The sequence below is a fragment of the Dactylosporangium sp. CA-139114 genome, from assembly GCF_050955725.1.
Classification (GTDB): Bacteria; Actinomycetota; Actinomycetes; order Mycobacteriales; family Micromonosporaceae; genus Dactylosporangium.
In genome coordinates, this window is the sequence record NZ_CP192080.1 from 1,881,884 (window position 1) to 1,897,957 (window position 16,074).

Annotated in this window: 16 protein-coding genes; 9 read left to right on the top strand and 7 right to left on the bottom strand. The window is 74.6% G+C overall.

Going from position 1 to position 16,074, the window contains the following annotated elements:
- Positions 1 to 43 precede the first annotated feature (43 nt).
- Entirely contained in the window at positions 44 to 850 is an 807-nt protein-coding gene (locus ACQP2P_RS08435) for a DUF1028 domain-containing protein (RefSeq protein ID WP_433614429.1), read from the top strand.
- On the opposite strand, the gene ACQP2P_RS08440 is transcribed toward ACQP2P_RS08435, so the two are convergent.
- Entirely contained in the window at positions 836 to 1,714 is an 879-nt protein-coding gene (locus ACQP2P_RS08440) for a LysR family transcriptional regulator (protein ID WP_433614431.1), read from the bottom strand. The genes ACQP2P_RS08435 and ACQP2P_RS08440 overlap by 15 nt on opposite strands.
- An 88-nt stretch (positions 1,715 to 1,802) precedes the next feature.
- On the opposite strand from ACQP2P_RS08440, the gene ACQP2P_RS08445 reads away from it, so the two are divergent.
- Positions 1,803 to 3,125, top strand: a complete 1,323-nt coding sequence (locus ACQP2P_RS08445; RefSeq protein WP_433614433.1) for an aspartate aminotransferase family protein — start codon at positions 1,803 to 1,805, stop codon at positions 3,123 to 3,125.
- 123 nt (positions 3,126 to 3,248) lie between these two features.
- A complete protein-coding gene (locus ACQP2P_RS08450; RefSeq protein ID WP_433614435.1) occupies positions 3,249 to 4,133 on the top strand; it encodes a protein NO VEIN domain-containing protein in 885 nt (294 codons plus the stop codon).
- A gap of 21 nt (positions 4,134 to 4,154) precedes the next feature.
- Here ACQP2P_RS08450 and ACQP2P_RS08455 read toward each other — a convergent pair whose 3' ends face one another.
- Both ACQP2P_RS08455 and ACQP2P_RS08460 read right to left on the bottom strand, forming a co-directional pair.
- Entirely contained in the window at positions 4,155 to 4,781 is a 627-nt protein-coding gene (locus ACQP2P_RS08455) for a response regulator (protein ID WP_433614436.1), read from the bottom strand.
- Complete coding sequence (locus ACQP2P_RS08460; RefSeq protein ID WP_433614438.1) at positions 4,774 to 5,898, bottom strand: GAF domain-containing sensor histidine kinase; 1,125 nt, start codon at positions 5,896 to 5,898, stop codon at positions 4,774 to 4,776. Before ACQP2P_RS08460 ends, ACQP2P_RS08455 begins: the two co-directional genes overlap by 8 nt.
- A 101-nt stretch (positions 5,899 to 5,999) precedes the next feature.
- Here ACQP2P_RS08460 and ACQP2P_RS08465 point away from each other — a divergent pair, with 101 nt between their 5' ends.
- The 4 genes from ACQP2P_RS08465 to ACQP2P_RS08480 are packed head-to-tail and all read left to right on the top strand — an operon-like array spanning position 6,000 to position 8,125.
- A complete protein-coding gene (locus ACQP2P_RS08465; protein ID WP_433614440.1) occupies positions 6,000 to 6,668 on the top strand; it encodes an SDR family oxidoreductase in 669 nt (222 codons plus the stop codon).
- Positions 6,665 to 6,790, top strand: coding sequence for a hypothetical protein (locus tag ACQP2P_RS08470; protein ID WP_433614442.1), 126 nt, complete (start codon positions 6,665 to 6,667; stop codon positions 6,788 to 6,790). The genes ACQP2P_RS08465 and ACQP2P_RS08470 overlap by 4 nt, the downstream gene beginning before the upstream one ends.
- A complete protein-coding gene (locus ACQP2P_RS08475) occupies positions 6,787 to 7,797 on the top strand; it encodes an S-adenosylmethionine:tRNA ribosyltransferase-isomerase (protein ID WP_433614444.1) in 1,011 nt (336 codons plus the stop codon). Before ACQP2P_RS08470 ends, ACQP2P_RS08475 begins: the two co-directional genes overlap by 4 nt.
- A 10-nt stretch (positions 7,798 to 7,807) precedes the next feature.
- The gene (locus ACQP2P_RS08480) at positions 7,808 to 8,125 is read left to right on the top strand and encodes a hypothetical protein (RefSeq protein WP_433614446.1); all 318 of its coding nucleotides are present in this window, start codon (positions 7,808 to 7,810) and stop codon (positions 8,123 to 8,125) included.
- A 193-nt stretch (positions 8,126 to 8,318) separates the two neighbouring features.
- Here ACQP2P_RS08480 and ACQP2P_RS08485 read toward each other — a convergent pair whose 3' ends face one another.
- Both ACQP2P_RS08485 and mug read right to left on the bottom strand, forming a co-directional pair.
- Complete coding sequence (locus ACQP2P_RS08485; RefSeq protein WP_433614448.1) at positions 8,319 to 8,663, bottom strand: hypothetical protein; 345 nt, start codon at positions 8,661 to 8,663, stop codon at positions 8,319 to 8,321.
- A 321-nt stretch (positions 8,664 to 8,984) separates the two neighbouring features.
- Positions 8,985 to 9,587: a G/U mismatch-specific DNA glycosylase gene (gene mug, locus ACQP2P_RS08490; protein WP_433614450.1), complete on the bottom strand. Its 603-nt coding sequence runs from the start codon at positions 9,585 to 9,587 to the stop codon at positions 8,985 to 8,987.
- 141 nt (positions 9,588 to 9,728) lie between these two features.
- On the opposite strand from mug, the gene ACQP2P_RS08495 reads away from it, so the two are divergent.
- Positions 9,729 to 10,133, top strand: a complete 405-nt coding sequence (locus ACQP2P_RS08495; RefSeq protein ID WP_433614451.1) for a RidA family protein — start codon at positions 9,729 to 9,731, stop codon at positions 10,131 to 10,133.
- 11 nt (positions 10,134 to 10,144) lie between these two features.
- Here ACQP2P_RS08495 and ACQP2P_RS08500 read toward each other — a convergent pair whose 3' ends face one another.
- Positions 10,145 to 10,927 carry a pentapeptide repeat-containing protein gene (locus ACQP2P_RS08500; RefSeq protein WP_433614452.1) on the bottom strand — a complete coding sequence of 261 codons (783 nt, stop codon included), beginning with the start codon at positions 10,925 to 10,927 and terminating at the stop codon, positions 10,145 to 10,147.
- A gap of 126 nt (positions 10,928 to 11,053) precedes the next feature.
- Here ACQP2P_RS08500 and hrpA point away from each other — a divergent pair, with 126 nt between their 5' ends.
- The gene (gene hrpA, locus ACQP2P_RS08505; RefSeq protein ID WP_433614453.1) at positions 11,054 to 14,923 is read left to right on the top strand and encodes an ATP-dependent RNA helicase HrpA; all 3,870 of its coding nucleotides are present in this window, start codon (positions 11,054 to 11,056) and stop codon (positions 14,921 to 14,923) included.
- Here hrpA and ACQP2P_RS08510 read toward each other — a convergent pair.
- Complete coding sequence (locus tag ACQP2P_RS08510; RefSeq protein WP_433614455.1) at positions 14,893 to 16,074, bottom strand: MFS transporter; 1,182 nt, start codon at positions 16,072 to 16,074, stop codon at positions 14,893 to 14,895. The genes hrpA and ACQP2P_RS08510 overlap by 31 nt on opposite strands.

The following is a 16,074-nucleotide window of genomic DNA, read 5'->3' on the forward strand; positions in this document are numbered from 1 at the left end:
ATGACAATATTGCCAGAGTGAAGGATTGCCGTACCGTGGCGGCATGACGTTCTCGATCGTCGGGCGGTCCTCCGACGGGCAGTCGCTCGGTGTCGCCGTGGCCAGCAAGTTCCTCGCCGTCGGGGCCGCCGTGCCCGCCGCCGAGGCCGGGACCGGGGCGCTCGCCACGCAGGCGCTCGCGAACCTCGCGTATCGGGCGCAGGGGCTGGCGCTGCTGCGGACCGGTACCGCCGCCGCCGACGTGATCGCCGGGCTCACCGCCGCCGACGGCGGGCGCGCGCACCGCCAGCTCGGGGTCGTCGGGCCCGCCGGGGACGGCGCGACCTTCACCGGTGACGAGTGCTTCGCGTGGGCCGGGGGCGTGGCGGGCGACGGGTACGCGATCCAGGGCAACATCCTCGCCGGGCCCGAGGTCGTCGCCGGGATGGAGCGGGCCTGGCTCGGGTCCGAGGGGCTGTCGCTGCCGCGCCGGCTGCACGCGGCCCTCGCGGCCGGCGACGCCGCGGGCGGGGACCGGCGCGGGCGGCAGAGCGCGGCGCTGTTCACCGTGCGGCGCGGGGCCGGCTACGGCGGCATGAGCGACACCGAGGTCGACCTGCGCGTGGACGACGATCCCGACCCGGTGGGGCGGATGGGCGGGCTCATCGACCTCTGGGAGCTGTACTTCGGCAAACCCGACCCGGCCACCCTGCTGCCCCTGGAGGGCGAGCTGGCCGCCGAGGTCGCGCGGCGGCTCGAGGCGCTCGGCTACGCCGACCTCGACGCCTGGGCCGGGGTCGAGAACCTCGAGGAGCGCATGGTCGCCGGCGCCATCGACCCGCTCGTGCTGCAGCGGCTACGCGACGGCTGACAGCGCGGCCAGGGCGGCGGCGACCGACGGGCGGGACGCGGCCGAGGCGCGCACGGCGGCCGTGATGCGCCGTTGCAGCGGCTCCCGCAGCGGGTGCGCGGCCACGTCGTAGCGGGCGTCCACGGCCAGCTCCGGCAGCAGCGTCACGGACAGGCCGGCCTCGACGTGGGCGAGCAGCGGCCCGTACGACGCGAACACCGCGGTCACGTCCGGCTCGAAGCCCGCCCGCCGGCACGCCCGGGTGATGAGGTCGTGCGTCCAGGTGCCGGGGCGCTCGGCCGACCACAGCGCCCCCGCGTACGCGGCCAGGTCGACCGGCCCGGCGATCGCGGCGGCGGCGGTCACCAGCACCACGCGGTCGGTCGCGAGCGGGGTGTGCAGGATCTCGTCGTCGACCGGGGTGCCGCCGTCGAACAGCTCGGCGGTCACCGCGATGTCGCACGCGCCGCGGCGCAGGGCCGGGATGCCCTCGGTCGGGTCCAGCTCGCGCAGGTCGACGCGCAGGCGGGGGTGTTCGGCCCGCAGGCGGCCGATGGCGGTCAGGACGAACGCGTTGACCGCGCTCGTGAAGGCGCCGATGGTCAGCCGCCCGGCCGGGGCCGAGCGGTCGCCGGCGACCTCGGCGCGGGCCGTCTCCATCTGGTCGAGGATCGTGCGCGCGTGCCGGGCCAGCGTCTCGCCCGCGTCCGTGAGCCGCAGCCGCCGGCCCGCCCGCTCGAACAGCCGGGCGCCGGCCTCCCGCTCCAGCACGGCGAGCTGCTGGGAGACGGTCGACGGGCTCAGGTGGGCGGCCTGCGCCACGGCCCGCACGGTGCCGAGCGCGGCCAGGTCGCCGAGCAGCTTGAGCCGCCACGGGTCGAGCACCGGTTCCACCCTTTGTTCGATCAAGCCGTACGCGCTGTGCGAAATCGTGAGCTGGAAGTGAACATAGCGCGGTCGTAGCGTCGGGGCCATGGCGGACTTCTGGAGCGATGTGCAGCGGTATGTCGTGCGGTACGGCGGGGCGTTCACCCCGGAGATCATCGTGCGCGCCGAGGGCAGCCACGTCTTCACCGAGGACGGCCGGCGCATCCTCGACTTCACGTCGGGGCAGATGAGCGCGATCCTGGGGCACTCGCATCCGCAGATCGTGGCAACGGTACGGCGGCAGATCGGCGAGCTCGACCACCTCTTCAGCGGCATGCTCTCGCGGCCCGTCGTCGACCTGTCGCGCCGGCTCGCCGAGTCGCTGGGCAAGGCGCAGGCACCGTTCGAGGGGGCGCAGCTGTCCAAGGTCCTGCTGCTGACGACCGGCGCCGAGTCCAACGAGGCGGCCGTGCGCCTGGCGAAGCTCGTCACCGGCGGGCACGAGATCGTGTCGTTCGCGCGCTCCTGGCACGGCATGACCCAGGCCGCGGCCGGGGCCACCTACAGCGCGGGGCGCCGCGGCTACGGCCCGACCGCGCCCGGGAACTTCGCGATCCCGGCGCCCGACGCGTACCGCCCCGACTTCACCCACCCCGACGGCACGCTCGACTGGCGCCGCCAGCTCGACCACGCGTTCGCGCTCTTCGACGCCCAGTCCTCCGGCGCGCCGGCCGCGTGCCTGGTCGAGCCGATCCTGAGCTCGGGCGGGGTGCTGGAGCCGCCGCCCGGCTACCTCGCCGCCCTGCGGACGAAGTGCCGCGAGCGGGGCATGCTGCTCATCCTCGACGAGGCCCAGACCGGCCTGGGCCGGACCGGCACCTGGTACGCGTTCGAGCGCGACGGCGTCGTGCCCGACATCATCACGCTGTCCAAGACGCTCGGCGCGGGCCTGCCCCTCGCGGCCGTGGTGACGACGGAGGCGATCGAGCAGCAGGCGTACGAGCGCGGCTTCCTCTTCTACACCACGCACGTGAGCGACCCGCTGCCCGCGGCGGTCGGCAACACCGTGCTCGACATCCTGGAGCGCGACGGCCTCGACCGCCGCGCGGCGGAGCTCGGCGAGCGGCTGCGGCGGGGCCTGCTGCAGCTGCGGGACCGCCACGAGGTCGTCGGCGACGTGCGCGGCCGCGGCCTGCTGCAGGGCCTGGAGCTGGTGACCGACCGCGCGACGAAGACCGGCGCGGACCGCCTGGGCGCGCAGGTCACGCGGCGGTGCCTGACGCTCGGCCTGCACATGAACGTGGTCCAGCTGCCCGGCATGGGCGGCACGTTCCGCATCGCCCCGCCGCTGACCAGCACCGAGGAGGAGATCGACCGCGGCCTGGCCATCCTGGACGAGGCGCTCACCGGCGCGCTCAGCACGGCCTGAGCCGCAGCGTGGTGCCCGCCGCGGCCGGGGACGCGGAGGCGAGCGCGGCGCGCCCGGGTTCGGATACCGTTCGTCTCGCCCCCGCACCCCCGGGAACCGCCGCCGCAGAAGGGCCCGCCTTCCATGCCCAGACCCGTCCGGCTGAAGACCCAGGTCCTGCACGACGAGGACCTGGAGTCGGGATCGCTGTGCCTGGAGTGGCACGTGTGGCAACGCCGGCTGGCGCCGTACCATGACCTCGCCCCCGGCGACCACGTCGTGATGGTCCAGGGCGACATCGACACCGGCATCCTCAGCTGGGAGGTCGAGGTGGTCGACGTCGTGAGCGCGCGATGTGCCGGCGTCGACGAGGCGTGGAACCTGGTGCGGCCGCTCGCCGCCGCGGCCGGCGTCGACGAGGACATGTTCCGCGACGACCCCTACTCCCAGCGGCTGGACGACGGCGAGCACTACGTCCTCGGCTGGACCTACGCGCCGGTCCGATACATCGGCCGGCCCCGCGTCCGCGGTGTCCACGACCTGCCGCGAACCGGGTGGGCGCAGCTGCCGCGGCTGACCGTCGGCGGGCCCGGGCCGAGCGGCGCCGCCGGGCAGGGCCGTGCCGACGACGCCGGCCTGCGCCGCGAGACCGAGCTCGCCGCGATGGCCCGCGCTCGGCGGGCGCTGCTCGACGAGGGCTGGCACGAGGACGACATCCGGGACACGTCCCAGGGCCACCCGTACGACTTCGAGGTCGGGCCGGAGCACCGCCCGGCCCTGCGCGTCGAGGTGAAGGGCACCCTGGGCGGCCCCGGTGACGTCATCGTCACCCGCAACGAGGTGGACTCGGCGCTCACCGGCGGGATCACCACCGACCTCATGATCGTCCACAGCCTCGTGGCGACCCTCGACGGCGACGGCACCTGGCGGGTCACGGACGGCGTCCTGTGGCGTGAGCAGGGCTGGAGACCCCGGCCGGACCAGCTCACCGCCGTCCAGTTCCGGTACCGGCCGGACTACGACGCCTGACCGCCGTCCGGGGGCACGGGCTCAGCCGAGGGAGTTGCGCACGGCGTACAGGGCGGCCTGCGTCCGGTCCTGCACGCCGAGCTTCGTCAGGATCGCGCTCACGTGCGTCTTGACCGTCTTCTCGGCCAGGCCCAGCGCCCGCGCGATCTCCCGGTTCGAGCGCCCCCGCGCGACCTCCGCCAGGACCTCGCGCTCGCGTGCGGTCAGGTGCGCCGCGTCCGGGGGCGGGCCGCCCTCGGTCAGCAGGCGCGCCACGTCCGGGTGCAGCAGCACGTGCCCGGCGTGCACGGCGCGGATCGCCGCCGCGAGCGCGGGCGGGTCCACGTCCTTGTAGACGTATCCCGCCGCGCCCGCGCGGACGGCCGGCAGGACCGCCGACGGCTCGGTGAAGCTCGTGACGACGAGGACCCGGGCGCGGGTGCCCGCGGCGGCGAGCTCGTGCAGGGCCTGCACCCCGTCGCCGCCCGGCATGCGCAGGTCGAGCAGGATCACGTCCGGGTCGGTGCGGGCCGCCGCCGCGACGCAGGACGCGCTGTCGCCGGCCTCGCCCACGACCTCGATGTCGTCCTGCACGTCGAGGAAGGTGCGCAGGCCTTGCCGTACCACCGGATGATCGTCGACCACGAGCACGCGCACGGGATCAGGCACCCGGCACCTCCATCGTCACGACCGTGCCCGCGCCCGGCGTGGAGCGGATCAGCAGGCGGCCGCCGGCGGCCCGGGCGCGCTCGCGCATCGACGCCAGGCCCAGCCGCGGGCGGGGCAGGTCGCCGTGCGGGTCGAAGCCGCGGCCGTCGTCGGTGACGCTCAGCACCACGCCGGAGCCGGACCGGCGCAGCCGCACACAGACGTGCGCGGCCGACGCGTGGCGCAGGGCGTTGTGCAGGGCCTCCTGGGCCACCCGGTACGCGGCCTCCTCGCGGGCGGCCGGCAGGCGCGGGACCCGGTCGGCGGCGAAGGTGACCTCGGCCTCGTGGACCCGGTCGAGCAGCTCGGCCTGGCGGCGCAGGGCGGCGGCGAGGCCGTCGCCGGCGAGCTCGATCGGGCGCAGGCCGACCACGATGGACTTCAGCTCGTCCGTGGCCTCGGCGGCCAGGCGGCGCACCACGTCCAGCTCGGCGGCGGCCCGGGCCGGGTCGCGCTCGACCAGGGCGGCCGCGGCCTCGGCGGTGAGCCGGAGGCTGAAGAGCTTCTGGGTCACCGCGTCGTGCAGCTCGCGGGCGATGCGCTGGCGCTCCTCCACAATGGACAGCTCGCGGGCGCGCTCGTAGAGCCGGGCGTTGACGATGGCGATCGCGGCGTGCGCGGCGAGCAGGCGCAGCAGCTCCTCGTCGGCGGCGTCGAAGGGGCCGCCGCGCTTGTTGGCCAGGAACAGCTCGCCCAGGATCTCGCTGCCGTCCACAATGGGCATCCCGAGGAAGTCGGCCATCTCCGGGTGGGCCGCGGGGTAGCCCTCGAAGCTCGGGTGCGTGCGGATGTCGGCCGAGCGGACCGGGTTCGGGTCGCGCAGCATCGCGCCGAGCAGGCCGTGCTGGCGCGGGATCGGGCCGATGCGCCGCCACTGCTCGTCGGTCAGCCCGTCGGCCAGGAACTCGCGGAACGAGCCGAGCTCGTCGGGGATGCCCAGCGCCGCGTACTCGGCGTCGAGGAGCCTGCGCGCGGCCGAGACGATCGTCTGCAGGACCTCGCGCATCGAGCGGTGGGCGGTGACGGCCAGCACCGCGGCGCTCACCTCGCGCAGCTCGTCCCGATCGCATCCGCCCACGACGTCCACGGTACTCAGGCGGTACCTAGGACCATGGACCTAGGCGCGTCCCGGTCCGCGGCCCGATGGCACGCGCCCGCGTCGCTCCTAGCGTCGAAGCCATGGACACACCCATGGACACACCGGGAACCGCCATCGTCACCGGAGTCTCGCGCGGGCTGGGGCGGGCGCTCGCCGAGGCGCTCGCGGCGGCGGGCTGGGCCGTCTACGGCGACGGGCGGACCCTCGGCCCGTCCGGCCGCGGCGGCGTCAGGGCCGTGCCCGGGGACGTCACCGACTCGTGGCACCGGGCGCGGCTCGTCGAGACCGCGCTGGAGACCGGGCGGCTCGACCTGCTCGTGAACAACGCGGGCATCCTCGGGCCGAGCCCGCAGCCGGCGCTGGCCGACTACCCGGCGGACGCGCTGCGCGCCGTGCTCGAGGTGAACCTCGTCGCGCCGCTCGCGCTCACCCAGCTCGCCCTGCCCGCCCTGCGCGACCACGGCGGCGCGGTCGTGAACATCAGCTCGGACGCGGCCGTGGGAGCCTACCCGGGCTGGGGTGGCTACGGCGCCGCCAAGGCCGCCGTCGAGCAGCTCAGCAACGTGCTCGCCGCGGAGGAGCCGAAGCTGCGCGTGTGGTGGGCCGACCCCGGCGACCTGCGCACGCGGATGCACCAGGAGGCGTTCCCGGGCGAGGACATCGGCGACCGGCCGGAGCCCGGGACCGTCGCGCCCGCGTTCCTGCGGCTGCTCGCCGAGCGTCCGGCGTCGGGGCGGGTGAAGCTGTGACGGCGGTGCTGGGCTTCGCGTTGCCGGCCGAGGTGGAGGGGCTGGGCTTCGCGTTGCCGGCCGAGCTGGAGGGGCTGGGCTTCGCGTTGCCGGCCGAGCTGGAGGGGCCGGTGAAGCGGTGACGGCGGTGCTGGACTTCGTGTTGCCGGCCGAGCTGGAGGCGCGGGAGCCCCCGGAGGCGCGCGGGCTGGCCCGCGACGAGGTGCGGCTGCTGGTCGCGTCCCCGCAGGGCCTGGCGCACCACCGCTTCGACGCGCTGCCGGAGCTGCTGCGGGCCGGGGACGTGCTGGTCGTCAACACGTCCGGGACGCTCGCGGCGGCCGTGCGGGTGGTGGGGGTACCGCTGAGCCTGCACTTCTCCACCCGCCTGCCCGACGGGCGGTGGGCGGTCGAGGTGCGGGGCCCGGACCGGCGCCCGCACCCCGGGGAGCCGGGCGAGCTGCGGCTGCCCGGCGGGGCGGGCGTCACGCTCGAGGAGCCCTACACGCACGGGCGGCTGTGGGCCGCCGCCGTGCGCACGCCGGTGCCCGTGCCGGAGTTTCTGCGGCGGTACGGCGAGCCGATCCGCTATCCCTACGTGCGCCGGCGGTGGCCGTTGGCGACCTACCAGACCGTCTTCGCCCGCGAGCCCGGCAGCGCCGAGATGCCCTCGGCCGCGCGCCCGTTCAGCGAGCGGGTCGTGACCCGCCTGGTCGCCGCGGGCGTGCAGTTCGCCCCGCTGCTGCTGCACACCGGGGTCGCCTCGCCGGAGGCGCACGAGCGGCCCTACCCCGAGTGGTTCCGCGTCCCGCCCACGACGGCCCGCCTGGTCAACGACGCCCGGGCGGCCGGCGGGCGGATCATCGCCGTCGGCACCACGGCGGTGCGCGCCCTGGAGAGCGCGGCCGCGCCGGGCGGGACGGTCGCGGCCCGCGAGGGGTACACCGACCTCGTCGTCACCCCGGCCCGCGGCGTCACCGCGGTCGACGGGCTGCTGACCGGCTTCCACGAGCCGCGCGCCTCGCACCTCGACCTGCTCGCCGCGGTGGCCGCGCCGGCGGTGCTGGCCGCGGCGTACGACGCGGCCGTGCGCGAGGGCTACCTCTGGCACGAGTTCGGCGACGTGAACCTCCTGCTGCCCGGGCGGTAAGGTCGGGCGCGTGGACGAACTGGTGGCGCGGGCCCTGCGGGAGTTCAACGAGCGCATCGACGTGTACGACCCGGCGCCCGGGCCGGCCGTGGCCGAGGTGCGGGTCGGCGAGCAGGTGATCGCCCTGCGCGCGCCGGTCGCGAAGGCCCTCGCGGAGGCGCTGCGGGCCTACGCCGACCCGCGCGACCGGGGGCGCTGCGACCACTGCGGCGGCCCGCGGCTGGACGACAACTTCGTCTGCGCCGACTGCGGGCGCCCGAGCGGCGTCTTCGGTCAGCTGCTCGCCGAGCGGGCCGCCCGCTACGAGCCGCCGGCCGAGCTGGCCTGAGCCGCCTCCTCGGAGCTCCGCCGGCTGCTACGAGCCGGCGGAGCCGGCCTGAGCCGTCGCCTCAGCGCGGGCCGGCCGCTAGGAGCCGGTCTGAGCCGCCGACCGCAGCCGGGCGAACTCCGCGGCGAGGTCCGGGAGCGGGTCGTGCGCGTTCAGGCCGCTCAAGGCGGTGAGATGCCCGTCCGTCCGCGGCTCAGGCGGCGTCCTGCCGGAGTGATGCGGCGGCGTGGCGGGCGGCGTCCAGATGACGCACGAGCTCGCCGAGCTGATCAGGCGCCGGCGCGTCGCGGTGGGTGCGGACCCAATCCTCGATGATCTCTCGCATCAGCGTGGACGTTCCGATGCCCCGAGCGGCAGCAGCGGCCTCCAGTTCAGCCTGAATATCCAGGTCGATGCGGAGTGCAGTCACCATCTTCGCCGGCCGACGCTCCTTCACGACGTCCGCATCCTCAAACAGCTCACCCAGGTCGTTGTTCATCGCAAATGCGGCCGCGTCGTGCCCCGGCATGCCGGCAAGATCTGTGCGCTTCTCGGTCATGACGTGTGCTTCCTCCACATCTGTCGCTCATGCATGCCGGCGTCGCGAGCCCCGCTGATGGTCCATGGTTCGACTTGCTCGGTACGTATGCACACGACAACGATGAGTCGCTGGTCGTCGGTCGGCGCACACACCGCCATGAACGTTGGTTTCCGTGCCGGCGCCCTGTTGTCCAGCCGCAGCGTTGCCGGCGCGTACTACGCCTCGACAACCTCTCGCGGCGTCAAGCCGTCACGAAGGTCTGCCGCGCCTTCGCTGGGCCATCGGTACACCTCGGTCACGCACGAAGTATAACGCGGCGTATTACGTCCTCGTGGGGGATCAACCGGCCGGTGGTCTCGCTTCGTCCAGCGTCGCCCTCCGCAGGTCCGCGAACGCCTCGGTCAGTTTGGGTAACGGCCACGCCGCGTTCAGGCCGCTCGGGTTCGGCAGGATCCACAGCCGTGTGGGGGCCGGCGCGTCCGACTCCTGCGGCCCGACCTTCGCGGCCTGCACGCCGAACGCGACCCGGAACGCGGTGACGCCGAGCACGGCGAGCCAGCGCGGGGCGAACGCGGCGACCTTCGCGCGCAGGATCGCGCCGCCGGCCGTGAGCTCGTCGCGGCTGAGCTCGTCGGCGCGCGCGGTGGCCCGGGCGGCCAGGTTCGTGATGCCCAGCCCCCAGCCGGGCAGCAGGTCCTGCTCGTCGGGGCGCAGCTGCCGCGGGGTGAAGCCGGACCGGTGCAGGGCCGGCCAGAACCGGTTGCCGGGCCGGGCGAAGTGGTGCCCGCTCGCCGCCGACCACAGCCCCGGGTTGATGCCGCAGAGCAGGACGTCGAGCCCGGGCGCGATGACGTCCGGCAGGAGCCGGTCCGCGGCGGCCAGCAGCTGCTCGCGGCTGTACCGCACGCGTGGCTCGGCTTGGCGGTTCACTGGCGACGGCATGCCGACAAGCATGCCAGGGCGCACGCCCCGGCCGGGCCACAGCTGAGCCATGGACATCGATGCCGTGCCGGCGCAGTGGTGATGAGCGACGACGTCGACCTGGTGCGCCGGCTCGGGCAGCTGCCGTCTAGCGTCTGAGACATGAGCGAGCGGCGGTTGATCTCCAGCGGGTCGGCGTTCGAGCGGGAGATCGGCTACTCCCGCGCGGTCGTGGACGGCGACTGGGTGCACGTCTCCGGCACGACCGGCTTCGACTACGCCACGATGACCATCTCCGGCGACGTGGTCGAGCAGGCCGAGCAGTGCTGGCGCAACATCGACGCGGCGCTGCGGGCGGCGGGGGCGTCCCCGGCCGACGTGGTGCGCGTGCGCTACCTGCTGCCGGACGCGGCCGACTTCGAGCCGTGCTTCCCGGTGCTGCGGCGCTGGATGGGCGAGGTCCGGCCGGCCGCGACCATGCAGGTGTGCGGGCTGTCGGACCCCCGGATGCGCATCGAGATCGAGGTCACCGCCCGCAAGGCCGCGCAGCTCGGGTGGCCGGGTTAGTCGGATAGCCGTCAGTCATCCGTCAGGGTGATCTGCAGCGCCGCGGCGAAGAGGCCCAGGAGCTCCTCGGCGTCCACGCCGGTCATGCTCGCCCCGGCCAGCCCCTCGATGCCCGTCGCCCCCGCCAGCGTGCACGACTCGAAGCGCGCGCCCGCGGCGGCGGCCCCGGAGAAGGTCGCGCCGGAGAGGTCGCAGCCGCTGAACGTGGCCCCGGTCAGGTCGGCGTCGGTGAAGTCGGCGCCGGTCAGGTCGGTCGAGGTGAAGAAGACCGCGTGCAGCTGGGCGTCGCGGAACACACTGCGCTCGGCCCGGCAGTCGCGCACGGTCACGTCCCGCAGCGTCCCGCCCAGCCACTGCAGGTCGGCCAGGCCGCAGTCGCGCAGCGTGACGCGGTGCAGGACGGAGTGATCGGCGTGCACGTGGTCGAGTGCGGTGCGTTCGAGCAGGCAGTCGGTGAGGATCGCGCCGGACAGGGCGGTGCCGGTCAGGTCGGCGCGGTTGAACCGGCACTGCACGAACTGGGCCGACTTGGCGCTGCGGCCGGTCAGGGCCAGGTCGTAGAAGCCGATGGCCTGGTAGGCGGCGTCGTCGCGGAGGTCGTCCTCCTCCAGGGTGCCCAGCGTGAGGGCCCGCGGCGGGCGGGGCCGGGCCGGTCCCGGGCGGGCGGGGGAGACCGTCGGGAACGCGCCGGTGGCGAAGGTGCCGGCGGAGAAGGTGCGGCCCTCGGCCGCGTGGCGCGGGGCGGGGCGCACGCCGGAGGGTGACGGCTGGGAAGGGACCGCGGGCATCGCCATGGGTGTGACGTTAGTGGCAGGAGTGACAGACCGTCACGGCGGGCCGCCACGTGTCGGCGAGAAACCGGGCACCCCGGCAAAATCGACGGGCAATCCCGGCGCCGGGTGCCTATCCTTGCGAGCGTCATGTCTGAAACGCCCCAGCCGACCAGCCTGAGCGAGCTCCGCGCTCGCCTCGCCGGGCTCATGCCCCAGGACCAGCATCGGCTGCGACGCCGGATCGACGGGGCGAAGCGCTCCCGCAACGCGCAGGCGATCGCCGAGGCCATCCGGGCCGACGTCGAGCGCGCCGAGCAGCGGGTCGCCGCCCGCCGCGCCGCCCGGCCCGAGATCAGCTACCCCGAGCAGCTGCCGGTCAGCCAGCGCAAGGACGAGATCCTGGAGAAGATCCGCGACCACCAGGTGGTGATCGTGGCGGGCGAGACCGGGTCGGGCAAGACGACCCAGCTGCCCAAGATCTGTCTCGAGCTCGGCCGCGGCGTGACCGGCCAGATCGGCCACACCCAGCCGCGGCGGATCGCGGCCCGCACCGTGGCCGAGCGCGTCGCCGAGGAGCTCGGCACCGAGCTGGGCGCGACCGTCGGCTTCAAGGTGCGCTTCACCGACCAGTCCTCGGACCAGACCATGGTCAAGGTGATGACCGACGGCATCCTGCTGGCCGAGATCCAGCAGGATCGGCTGCTGCGGCGCTACGACACGCTCATCATCGACGAGGCCCACGAGCGCAGCCTGAACATCGACTTCATCCTCGGGTACCTCAAACAGCTCCTGCCCCGCCGCCCCGACCTGAAGGTCATCATCACGTCGGCGACGATCGACCCGGAGCGGTTCTCGCGGCACTTCGGCGACGCGCCCATCGTGGAGGTGTCGGGGCGCACCTACCCGGTGGAGGTGCGCTACCGGCCCCTCGAGGCGCCCGACGAGGGGGCCGAGGAGGTCGACCAGTTCGACGCGATCTGCATGGCCGTCATGGAGCTGCAGGACGAGGGCCCCGGCGACGTGCTCGTGTTCCTCAGCGGCGAGCGGGAGATCCGCGACGCGGCCGACGCCCTCACCAAGCTGGACCTGCCCGGCACCGAGATCCTGCCGCTGTTCGCCCGGCTCTCCTTCGCCGAGCAGCACCGGGTCTTCCAGCCGCACTCCGGCCGCCGGGTGGTGCTGGCGACCAACGTGGCCGAGACCTCGCTCACCGTCCCCGGCATCAAATACGTCGTGGACCCCGGCACGGCGCGCATCTCGCGGTACAGCCACCGCCTGAAGGTGCAGCGCCTGCCCATCGAACCCGTCTCGCAGGCCTCGGCCAACCAGCGCAAGGGCCGCTGCGGGCGCACGTCCGACGGGGTGTGCATCCGGCTCTACAGCGAGGACGACTTCAACGCCCGGCCGGAGTTCACCGACCCGGAGATCCTGCGCACCAACCTGGCGTCGGTCATCCTGCAGATGATCTCGCTCGGCCTCGGCGACCTGAGCGCGTTCCCGTTCATCGACCCGCCCGACCGGCGCAACGTCACCGCCGGCGTGCAGCTGCTGGAGGAGCTCGGCGCGCTCGAGCCCGGCCCGCACCTGACGCCGCTGGGCCGCCGCCTGTCCCAGCTGCCGGTCGACCCGCGCCTGGCCCGCATGGTGCTGGAGGCGGAGAAGAACGGTTGCGTGCGCGAGGTCATGGTGATCGCCGCGGCCCTGTCCATCCAGGACCCGCGCGAGCGGCCGGCCGACAAGCAGGCCCAGGCCCAGCAGTCGCACGCGCGCTTCGCCGACAAGGACTCGGACTTCGTCGGCTACCTGAACCTGTGGAACTACCTGCAGGACAAGCAGCGGGAGCTCTCCAGCAACCAGTTCCGCAAGCTGTGCCGGGCCGAATACCTCAACTACCTGCGCGTGCGCGAGTGGCAGGACATCTACAGCCAGCTGCGCCAGGTGCTCAAGACGATGGACGTGACGCCGAACGAGCAGCCCGCGGCGCCGTTGCCGATCCACATCTCCCTGCTCGCCGGGCTGCTGTCGCAGATCGGGCTCAAGGAGGCGGACAAGCACGAGTACCTCGGCGCCCGCAACGCCCGCTTCGCCGTCAACCCGGGCTCCGCGCTGTTCCGCAAGACGCCCCGCTGGGTGATGGCCGCCGAGCTGGTCGAGACCACGCGGCTGTGGGCGCGGGTGGTGGCCCGCATCGAGCCCGAGTGGATCGAGCCGCTGGCCCAGCATCTCGTGAAGCGGCAGTACAGCGAGCCGCACTGGGAGCGCAAGCAGGCCGCGGTGATGGCGGTCGAGCGGGTGACCCTCTACGGAGTGCCGATCGTCACCAACCGGAAGGTCAACTACGGCCGCATCGACCCGGCGCTGTCCCGCGAGCTGTTCATCCGCCACGCGCTGGTCGAGGGCGACTGGGAGACCCAGCACGCGTTCTTCGCCGAGAACCGCCGGCTGCTCGGCGAGGTGGAGGAGCTCGAGGCCCGGGCCCGCCGCCGCGACCTGCTCGTCGACGACGAGACGCTGTTCGAGTTCTACGACGGCCGGCTGCCCGAGGAGGTGGTCTCCGGCCGCCACTTCGACAGCTGGTGGAAGAAGACCCGCCGGGAGTCCCCGGACCTGCTCACGTTCGACCCGGCGATGCTCGTCAACGCCGGCGCGGACGCGGTGCAGCAGGCGCAGTACCCCGACGCCTGGGAGCAGGACGGGCGCCGTTTCGCGCTCACGTACCAGTTCGAGCCCGGCACCGAGGCCGACGGCGTGACCGTCCACATCGGACTGCCGCTGCTGGGCCAGGTGCGCGCCGGCGACTTCGCCTGGCAGGTGCCGGGGCTGCGCGAGGAGCTCGTGACGGCGCTCATCAAGTCCCTGCCGAAGGCCACCCGGCGCAACTTCGTCCCGGCCCCCGACACCGCCCGCGACGCCCTCGCCGAGATGGCGCCCCGCGACGGCGAGCTGCTCGACGCGCTCGAGCTGGCCCTGCGGCGGATGACCGGGGTCTCGGTGCCGCGCGCCGAGTGGGACTGGTCGAAGGTGCCCGAGCACCTCAAGATGACCTTCCGCGTCGTCGACGACGCCGGGAAAATCCTCGGGGAGGGCAAGGACGCGGCGGTACTGCGCGAGCGCCTCGCCCCCAAGGTGCAGCAGACGGTCGCCCAGGCGGCCGTGGACGTGACCCGCAAGGGCGCCACGAGCTGGGAGTTCGGCACCCTGCCGCGCAGCCTGTCGCGCACGGTCGCCGGGCACACCCTCACCGTCTACCCGGCCCTGGTCGACGAGGGCGCCTCGGTCGCGGTGCAGGCCTTCGACCTGCCCGCGCGGCAGCAGTTCGAGATGTGGCGCGGCACCCGCCGCCTGCTGCAGCTCACGCTCCCGCCGCCGGCCCGCTTCGTGCAGGGCCGGCTGTCGAACGAGGCCAAGCTGGCGCTGAGCCGCAACCCGCACCGCAACGCCGTCGACCTGCTCGAGGACTGCGCGGCCTGCGCCGTGGACCAGCTCATGACCGACGCGGGCGGGCCGGCCTGGGACGAGGCCGGGTTCGCCGCGCTGCGGGACAAGGTGCGGGCCGACCTCGTCGACCTGACCCTCGACGTGGTCGGCAGCGTGCGCAAGATCCTGGCCGCGGCCTACGACGTCGAGCAGCGCCTGACCCGCACCAAGAACCCGCTGCTGCTGCCGGCCCTGACCGACATGCGCGGGCAGCTGGGGCGGCTGGTGTACCGCGGCTTCGTCACCGACACCGGCTGGCAGCGCCTGCCGGACCTGGAGCGCTACCTGCGCGGCATCGAGCGGCGCCTGGAGAAGGTGCCGACCGACACCGGGCGCGACCGCGAGCGGATGCTCACGGTGCAGGAGGTGCAGAAGGAGTACGACCAGCTGGTGGCCTCGATGACCATGACGCCCCAGCTGCGCGAGATCCGCTGGATGATCGAGGAGCTGCGGGTCGGGCTCTTCGCGCAGGCCCTCGGCACCGCCTACCCCGTCTCGGACGTGCGGATCTACCGGGCGATGGACGCGCTGCCGGGCTGAGCCGGGCCGCGCAGCACCGGGGCGAGCGCCGCGATGGCGGCGGCGAGCCCGGCCAGGCCCAGCAGCGCCCGGCCCAGCCCGATCGCGTCGGCCAGGGCGCCGATGAGCGGCGGGCCGACCAGGAGCGAGCCGTAGCCGATGCTCGTCACGAGCGCGATCGCCTCGGCGGGCCGGGCGGTCTCCCCGGCGGCGCTGACGGCGGCCGGGAACACCAGGCACACGCCCAGGCCCCAGAGCAGGGCCCCGGCGTAGATCGGCCCGGTGCCCGGGGCGAGCACGGCGGCGGCGATCCCGGCGACGCCGAGCAGCGCGCCGAGCCGGACGGCGCGGGCCCGGCCGAGGCGGGCGACGGCGGTGCTGCCGGCGAACCGGCCGGCGGTCATGGCGGTGGCGAAGAGGGTGTACCCCAGCGCCGCCGAGGACTGCGAGAGCCCGCGCCCGGTGTGCAGCAACAGCGCGAGCCAGTCGCCCGCGGCCCCCTCGACGACCGTCGCGCACAGCGTGGCCAGCCCGATGAGCAGCAGCGCCCGGCCGGCGCGGCTGCGCCGGCGTCCGGGCGCCGCGGCGGTCCCGGCGTCCGTGCGCCCGGCCGTGCGCTCGTCTGTGCGCTCATTCACGAACAGGGTCAGGCCGGCGTACGTCACCGCCAGCGACACCACCCCGGCGACCGCGAGGTGCGGGCCGGCGCCCAGCCCCGTCCGGGCCGCGAGGGAGCCGGCCGCCGCGCCGCCGATCGAGCCGAGGCTCCAGCAGGCGTGGTACCGCGGCATCCACTCCCGCCCCGCCCGCCGGTCCACGAAGCTGCCCTGCACGTTCATGGCCACGTCCCAGGAGCCGTACGCGAGCCCGAGCACGAACAGCGCCCCGGCGAGCGCCCACAGCGAGCCCGCGAGCCCGGCCGCGGCGAGGGCGGCGGCGGAGACGAGCGCGGTGCCGGCCACCCAGGCGCGGCTGCCGAAGCGGCGGCAGGCGTGCCCGGTCACGGGCATGGAGACCAGCGAGCCGAGGCCGAGGGCGAGCAGGGCCCGGCCGAGCTCACCCGGGCCGATGCCGAGCCGCTCGACGACCGCCGGGATGCGCGACACCCAGCCGCCGACGACCGCGCCGCTGGCCGTGAAGACGAGGGCCGTGCCGAGCGCGGCCTTCCGCAC